Origin of the sequence: Aeromonas sp. HMWF014, from assembly GCF_963878295.1 — a bacterium.
In the GTDB taxonomy this organism is placed as follows: domain Bacteria; phylum Pseudomonadota; class Gammaproteobacteria; order Enterobacterales; family Aeromonadaceae; genus Aeromonas; species Aeromonas popoffii.
This window is the reverse complement of sequence record NZ_CAWNYS010000018.1, coordinates 1-7,257: the sequence shown is the minus strand read 5'-3', so window position 1 is coordinate 7,257 and position 7,257 is coordinate 1. Positions and strand designations below refer to the sequence as shown.

Annotated in this window: 8 protein-coding genes; 5 read left to right on the top strand and 3 right to left on the bottom strand. The window is 60.5% G+C overall.

The window, feature by feature from the left end; all coding sequences use genetic code 11:
• Positions 1 to 61: 61 nt before the first annotated feature.
• On the bottom strand, positions 62 to 670 hold the full coding sequence (locus AAC083_RS00655; protein ID WP_108535643.1) for a paraquat-inducible protein A: 609 nt from the start codon (positions 668 to 670) through the stop codon (positions 62 to 64).
• Positions 648 to 1,280 carry a paraquat-inducible protein A gene (locus tag AAC083_RS00650; RefSeq protein WP_042037764.1) on the bottom strand — a complete coding sequence of 211 codons (633 nt, stop codon included), beginning with the start codon at positions 1,278 to 1,280 and terminating at the stop codon, positions 648 to 650. The genes AAC083_RS00655 and AAC083_RS00650 overlap by 23 nt, the downstream gene beginning before the upstream one ends.
• 148 nt (positions 1,281 to 1,428) lie before the next feature.
• On the opposite strand from AAC083_RS00650, the gene prpB reads away from it, so the two are divergent.
• Genes prpB through AAC083_RS00635 form a run of 3 tightly spaced genes read left to right on the top strand, consistent with a single transcriptional unit; the run spans position 1,429 to position 4,911 of the window.
• Positions 1,429 to 2,316 (top strand): methylisocitrate lyase, encoded by an 888-nt coding sequence (prpB, locus tag AAC083_RS00645; protein WP_042037765.1) that lies wholly within the window; start codon positions 1,429 to 1,431, stop codon positions 2,314 to 2,316.
• An 11-nt stretch (positions 2,317 to 2,327) separates the two neighbouring features.
• Positions 2,328 to 3,455: a bifunctional 2-methylcitrate synthase/citrate synthase gene (gene prpC / locus AAC083_RS00640; RefSeq protein ID WP_108535642.1), complete on the top strand. Its 1,128-nt coding sequence runs from the start codon at positions 2,328 to 2,330 to the stop codon at positions 3,453 to 3,455.
• Positions 3,456 to 3,465: 10 nt separating this feature from the next.
• Positions 3,466 to 4,911: a bifunctional 2-methylcitrate dehydratase/aconitate hydratase gene (locus tag AAC083_RS00635; protein WP_108535641.1), complete on the top strand. Its 1,446-nt coding sequence runs from the start codon at positions 3,466 to 3,468 to the stop codon at positions 4,909 to 4,911.
• Between the two features lie 74 nt (positions 4,912 to 4,985).
• Here the strand turns inward: AAC083_RS00635 and AAC083_RS00630 are convergent, their stop codons facing one another.
• A complete protein-coding gene (locus AAC083_RS00630) occupies positions 4,986 to 5,726 on the bottom strand; it encodes an FFLEELY motif protein (protein ID WP_108535640.1) in 741 nt (246 codons plus the stop codon).
• Between the two features lie 259 nt (positions 5,727 to 5,985).
• Between AAC083_RS00630 and AAC083_RS00625 the strand changes: the two genes are divergently transcribed.
• Together AAC083_RS00625 and AAC083_RS00620 are read left to right on the top strand one after the other, a co-directional pair.
• The gene (locus tag AAC083_RS00625; protein WP_042037771.1) at positions 5,986 to 6,318 is read left to right on the top strand and encodes a polyhydroxyalkanoic acid system family protein; all 333 of its coding nucleotides are present in this window, start codon (positions 5,986 to 5,988) and stop codon (positions 6,316 to 6,318) included.
• A gap of 304 nt (positions 6,319 to 6,622) precedes the next feature.
• On the top strand, positions 6,623 to 7,257 hold a 635-nt coding region (locus AAC083_RS00620), incomplete at its 3' end, for a wax ester/triacylglycerol synthase domain-containing protein (RefSeq protein ID WP_308810984.1).

The window sequence follows — 7,257 nt, the reverse complement described above, 5'->3', positions numbered from 1 at the left end:
GTTATTCACTATTCGGGGCATCCCCATCCCAGGACAAGCGGGATATGCGTTCACCAGACCATCAACGGGCCGCCTTGTCCCAGAGCAAGCGGGTATCCAGCATGCGGGCCGACATCATGGTCAGCACCACCACACCGGCAAACGCCGTGGCGCCGGGTCCCGCCCGTACATTGAGCAGCACGCCGCGATCCACCAGCGCCACCATCAGCGAGATGACGAACAAGTCCAGCATGGACCAGCGGCCGATGAAGTCGATGATGCGATACATGATGAGCTGACGCTTGCGCCGCACCGGCGTGGTTCGCTGCAACTGCCAGCAGATCCATCCCAGTCCCGAAATCTTGCCCACCGGCACTATGATGCTGGCAGTCAGCACTATGGTGGCGATACCCGACATCTTGCTGCGGTAGAGCATCATGATACCGCTGAAGATGGTATCGGACTGCAATAACCCCTTGTTGTAGAAATGGGTGATGGGCAACAGGTTGGCGGGCAGCAACATGAAGGTGGCCAGCGCCAGCAAGCCCCAGGACCAGGCCAGGGAGTGGGGGATACGAACCTGCAACCTGCTGTGACAACGGGGGCAGACGCTGCCTGCCTGATAGCGCACCAGCAGGCCACAGGTGTGGCAGCGGCACAGCCCCAGCTCACGAGCGCTGGTCTGGGACATGATCCGGCTCCTCCAGTGGTACGCGCTCCCAGTAGGGGGCAGGATCGAACAGGATCAGCAGCGTCATGTTGAGCAGCATCAGGATCCCCAAGCTCAGCAGGCCGCCGCCGAGGCGTACATCGGCGATGTCGATCAGCTTGAACAGGGCGACCAGCAGGCTGACCATGTAGACCTCCAGCATGGCCCAGTGACGAAATACCTCCACGGCTCTTAAGGTCGGCGCCAGTATGTGCCAGCGCTTGGCAAGGCCGGAGGCCAGTGCAAAGATCCCCAGCAGCAAGCCTACCGGCGCCAGTACGGCGCACCAGAATACCAGCCCCGCCACCCAGAATTCGTGCTCGACCATCAGCACCAACATGCCCTTTAACAAGTTTGCGTCCGAGTTCACCCCGGCCAGACGCAGGTAGATGAGCGGTTCGAAGAAGGCAGAGGGCAGCAGCAAGAACCCCGTGATGGTCAGGGCCATCAACTGGGAGGAGCGGAAGGCATAGCGTCCATACAGATGCTGATGACAGCGGGGACAGTGAGCGTGGCGGCGCAGGGGCAATAACTTGCGTTCGATCAGCAAGTCGCAAGCCGGGCAGACGATCACGGGATTGGGATCCGACATTACGATTCAATCTGTTGAAGGAATTGGTGAAATTTACCCTAAAACCCGCGCCCTGTCTTGCCTGACGCCGTTCTGCCACGAAAGTATGATTGACGTTAACGTAAACGTGATATTAGATAGTCAGACCAGACAAATGAAAGGAGTCATGATGTCCAGCCTTACCCCCTCGGCAGGCCTGCGTTTTCGCACCGCCCTCGCCAACGAACGGCCCCTGCAGATCGTCGGCACCATCAATGCCTACATGGCCCTGATGGCCGAGCGTAGCGGCTTTGCGGCCCTCTATCTCTCCGGCGCCGGGGTGGCCAATGCCTCCTATGGCCTGCCGGATCTCGGCATGACCTCCCTCAATGACGTGCTGATCGACGCAGAAAGGATCACCGCTGCGACCAAGGTGCCCCTGCTGGTCGACATCGACACCGGTTGGGGCGGCGCCTTCAATATCGCCCGCACCATTCGCGCCTTTGAGCGCGCCGGTGTTGCCGCCGTGCACATGGAAGATCAGGTGGCCCAGAAACGCTGTGGCCACAGGCCCAACAAGGCGGTGGTCTCGCAGGAGGAGATGTGCGATCGCATCAAGGCGGCGGTGGATGCCCGTCAAAACGGGGAGTTCGTCATCATGGCGCGCACAGATGCGCTGGCGGTGGAGGGGATTGGCCCGGCGCTGGAGCGCGCCGCCGCCTACGTGGCCGCCGGGGCAGACATGATCTTCGCCGAGGCGGTGACCGATCTCGGTCAGTATGACCGCTTCAAGCAGGCCGCCGGGGTGCCCATTCTCGCCAACATGACTGAATTCGGCCAGACAGCACTGTTTGACAAGGCCGAGCTCGCCGAGCACGGCGTCGACATGGTGCTCTACCCGTTAAGCGCCAGCCGGGCGGCCAATCAGGCCGCGCTCAACGTCTACCAGCACATTCGCCAGGATGGCCACCAGAGAGCCGTCGTGGACACCATGCAGACCCGGGAATCGTTATATGACTTTCTCGGTTATCACCATTACGAGCAGACACTGGATCGTCTGTTCACATCCAGGGATTAGGAGGCAAGGTTATGGGACAAGAGAAGCCATTGAGCGGCGCCGGCCTGCGGGGTCAGAGCGCGGGGGAAACCAGTATCTGTACCGTGGGCAAGAGCGGCACAGGACTCACCTATCGCGGCTATGACATCAAGGAGCTGGCGGATGGCGCCCAGTTCGAGGAGGTTGCCTATCTGCTGCTCAAGGGCGAGTTGCCCAGTGAACAGCAACTGCTGGACTACAAGCGCGAACTGCGTCGACTGCGCATCTTGCCCCGTGCCCTGCTGGAGGTGCTTGAGCTCATTCCCGCCAATGCCCATCCCATGGATGTGCTGCGCACCGGCTGCTCCATGCTCGGCGATCTGGAGCCGGAAGAGGGCTTCGAGCACGAACATGAAGTGGCCGATCGCCTGCTGGCCGCCTTCCCTGGCATCCTTATTTATTGGTACAAGTTCAGTCATGAAGGGGTACGCATCGCGCTCGATACCGACGAGGAGTGCATCGGTGGCCACTTCCTGGCGCTCTTACACCAGAAGGCGCCGAGTGAGCTTGAACGCCGGGTGATGCATGTCTCCCTCATTCTCTATGCCGAGCACGAGTTCAACGCCTCCACCTTCGCGGCCCGGGTCTGTGCCTCGACCCTGTCCGATCTCTTCTCCTGCGTGACCGCCGCCATCGGTACCCTGCGCGGCCCGCTGCACGGCGGGGCCAATGAAGCCGCCATGGCGATGATCGCCCCCTGGCAGGATGAGGCTCAGGCCAGGGGCGAGCTGCTGGAAAAACTCGCGGCCAAGGAGAAGATCATGGGCTTTGGCCACGCCGTCTATCGCACCTCGGATCCGCGCAACGTCATCATCAAGGCGTGGTCGGCCAAGCTGGCCGAGGCGGCGGGGGACACACGCCTCTACCGCGTCTCCTGCGAGGCGGAGACGGTGATGTGGGAGGAAAAAGCACTCTTCCCCAACGCCGACTTCTTCCATGCCAGCGCCTATCACTACATGGGGATCCCGACCAAGCTGTTCACCCCCATTTTCGTCTGCTCTCGGGTCACCGGCTGGTGCGCCCACGTGATGGAGCAGCGCGAGCACAACAGGATCATTCGCCCGAGCGCCGATTACGTCGGCCCGGCCCCCCGTCATTTCGTCTCCCTACAGCAACGATAAGGAAATCACGATGTCCGCCAACGTCGACGTTAACCACAGACCCGAGCCCGATCAGGTGCTGGTCGATATTGCCGATTATGTCTGCAACCACCCCATCACCAGCCAGGCGGCCCTCGATACTGCCCGCTACTGCCTGATGGACACCCTGGGCTGCGGTTTGCTGGCGCTGCGCTTTCCCGAATGCACCAAGCACCTGGGCCCCATAGTCCCCGGTACCGTCGTGCCCCATGGTGCCCGGGTGCCCGGAACCCAGCTCTGCCTCGATCCGGTCAAGGCGGCCTGGGACATCGGCGCCATCATCCGCTGGCTCGATTACAACGACACCTGGCTTGCCGCCGAATGGGGCCATCCTTCCGACAACCTGGGGGGGATTCTGGCGACCGCCGACTGGCTGTCGCGCACCCGCGTGGCCGAGGGCAAGGCGCCGCTGACCATGGCCGATGTGCTGACGGCCATGATCAAGGCTCACGAAATTCAAGGGGTGCTGGCGCTCGAAAACTCCTTTAATCGGGTTGGCCTCGATCACGTGGTGCTGGTCAAAGTCGCCAGCACCGCCGTGGTGACCCACATGCTGGGAGGGAGTCGGGATCAGGTGATCGATGCGGTCTCCCAAGCCTGGGTTGATGGCCAGAGCCTGCGTACCTACCGCCACGCGCCCAACGCGGGTTCTCGCAAGAGCTGGGCGGCGGGGGATGCCACTTCCCGCGCGGTGCGTCTGGCGCTGATCACCATGAGCGGCGAGATGGGCTATCCCGGTGTATTGAGCGCCCCCAGGTGGGGCTTCTACGACGTGCTGTTCAAGGGCAACCAGTTCGCCTTGCATCAGGGCTACGGCAGCTATGTGATGGAGAACGTGCTGTTCAAGATCGCCTATCCCGCCGAATTCCACGCCCAGACGGCGGTGGAGTGCGCCATGAAGCTGCACGGTCAGGTGAAAGGGCGGCTGGACGAGATCGACCGCATCGAACTCACCACCCATGAATCGGCCATTCGCATCATCAGCAAGGTGGGGGCACTCAACAACCCGGCCGATCGGGATCACTGCCTGCAGTACATGGTGGCAGTGCCGCTGATTTTTGGTCGCCTTATCGCCGAGGATTACGAAGATGGCATCGCTGCCGATCCCCGCATCGATGCGCTGCGCGGCAAGATGGTGGTGCAGGAGGACAAGCGCTACAGCCGCGAATATCTGGAGGCGGACAAGCGATCCATTGCCAACGCCATCCAGATCTTCTTCAAGGACGGGACTCACACTCCTAAGGTAGAGGTGGAGTACCCGGTCGGCCATCGCCGCCGCCGGGAGGAGGGGATCCCGCTGTTGGTAGAAAAATTCCAGCATAATCTGGCCACCCGTTTCCCGGCCAAGCGGGTACAGGATATCCTCGCCCTCTGCCAGGATGGCAAGCGGCTGGCCGGCACGCCGGTCCACGCCTTCATGGATCTGCTGGTGATCTGATCCGCGGGTTTCCCCCAGTAACAGAAGCGGGCCACACGGACCCGCTTTTTTATTGCAGTATCCAGCACCACCTGTCAATCCAGCACGCTGGCATCCCCATCAAACAACGCCGCCATGATGGCGCTTTCCCGACTGGCGATGGTGTCCAGAAACTCGTTGGCTTTCCCCATCTGATGGCAGACCCGATAGCCACGGTCGACAAACGAGAAGAGCTCGCCAAGGCCTGCCAGATGGGCCGGTCCCGACATCAGTTTGAGGGTGGTGCCAAGGAAAGGCTTGCGGGCCAGCCTGTCCAAGGTGAGCCCCAGTTCGGTGACCAGGGTTATCTGATGGGCGCGCCGCTCGGGTTCACCCACCTCCCGATAGGCGAGGGCATACGCCTCTGCCGTCAGCCGATGGATGGCACCACTGCGACGCAGCGCCACCACCATCAGGTAGTCGAGCTCCTCGGAGAGGGCATCGAGTTCGATCGCCTGCGCCAGCACCTTGAGCCCGGACTCCGGCAGGAATCGCTCGGCGGTGGGCATCACCCGCATCACGTCCGCATCGCGGCGGGCACAATCGCCAGGACCATAGAGATCCGTCAGGAAAAATGCGGCAGCCGGGCCATAGCGTTTGCTCTGCAGCAGATCGCCGTGGTTGCGGCCCAACCGATCCGCCTGCCACTGGCGCAAGCTGTCCCTGTCTTGTTGATCTTCCGGGTGGGTGCGCATCTGTTCACGCAGGGAAGCAACCCGGTTGAGCTGGCGATAGAGCCGCCCCAGGGTACTCTCGTCGGCTTGCGGGTCATCGGCTATGTGTGTCTCTTGGGTCATATGCTGCTCTCTGGTGACCTGCACCGAATGGCCTGGCGGCTAGATAAAACGAGGGCATGAACCCTGAAGGGGAAGCGGGGCTGCCACTCAGGTACGCCTTTGCCTGTTAGTGTAACGCGAGCGGGAATGAGGAGAAAAGCATGGAGCATTTACTCAACCGTCTTTGTTAAGTGAGTCCCAATTATGTTGCAAATGGCTTTCACTTGTTTGATTCATATGTTTAATATCAGTAAATGTTGTCACCGCTCAGAGAGTTAGCATGTTTCTATACGATCCCCTTGTCGGCAGCAGCCTGTCGACCATCAAGGTCAACCGCCAGCATCCCTTGGGATTAGCGGGGGTACGGCTCGCCGCCGAAGCCATCGCACAGGACATGAGCGAAGAGTACGAACTCGACTGTGAGTGGGAAGATGAAGAGGAGACCCGGCTGATGTTTCGCGGCGCCGGGGTCAATGGCTTTCTCTGCCTGACCGACAACAGCCTGCAGCTGGAGGTGCGTCTCGGCCTGATGCTGCTGCCGGTACGCAGCGTGCTGGAGCAGGAAATCCTCGAATATGTCGATCATCGCCTGCCTTGTCCCTGTCAGGGATAACCCGGGGCAAGCATTCAAATATTCACTTAATACCGTCGCCGACAGTAGCTGCGAATTAGCACATTTGTATATTAATTGAACGATACATACCCTCCGGATAACAATAAATCGGGAGGGTATGCACGGGCTGATTATTTGTTCTGCGATAAAATATTCACGGCGCTACGTGTCGTTCTGTCCAGACAGAAAGAATTAATCGAAGCGTATTGGCACCAACATATAGGACTCCTGTTTGTTCGCCATCGATAATGTGGTTTTCATGAGAAGGCCGCGGACAAATAAGCGAAACGGTAGGGAAAATACCATGTCACCCTGTGAACTTATCTCCTGTGTCGATACCGCCTGGCTGCGGATGGACAGGCCCAACAATTTGATGCAGATCGTCGGCGTGCTGATGTTTGACGGTCAGTTGGACGAAGCCCAGCTGCGTGCCAGCCTTCTGTACACTCTGAGCGTGCAACCCCGTTTTCACCAAAAAGCCAGCCTGGAGGGGGGAGAGTACTACTGGCGCGACGATCCCGATTTTGATCTTGACCAGCATCTCAAGCGGGTGATCCTGCCGGGCAAGGCTGGCAAGGAGGAGCTGGAGCGGCTGGTGGCCGATTTTGCCTCCACCCCGCTCAACCACCAGCGCCCCCTGTGGGAGATGCACCTGGTGGATACCTCCCTCGGTGGGCAGGCGCTGGTGGTGCGTTTTCATCACGCCATGGGAGATGGCTTCTCTCTGGTGCGCGCCCTGCTTACCATGATGGATGACAGCCCGACCCCGGCGTCACGTCCGCAACCCGAGCCAATTACCGGCGATCATGACGACGACGAGCAGGACGCCCATCAAGGCAGCCGTCTGCTGCGGGCCGGGCTCAAGCTGACCGGTACCCTCTGGTCAAAGTATGTCGAGGTACTGACCCATCCCACCAAGGCAATGGATTACCTCAAGAC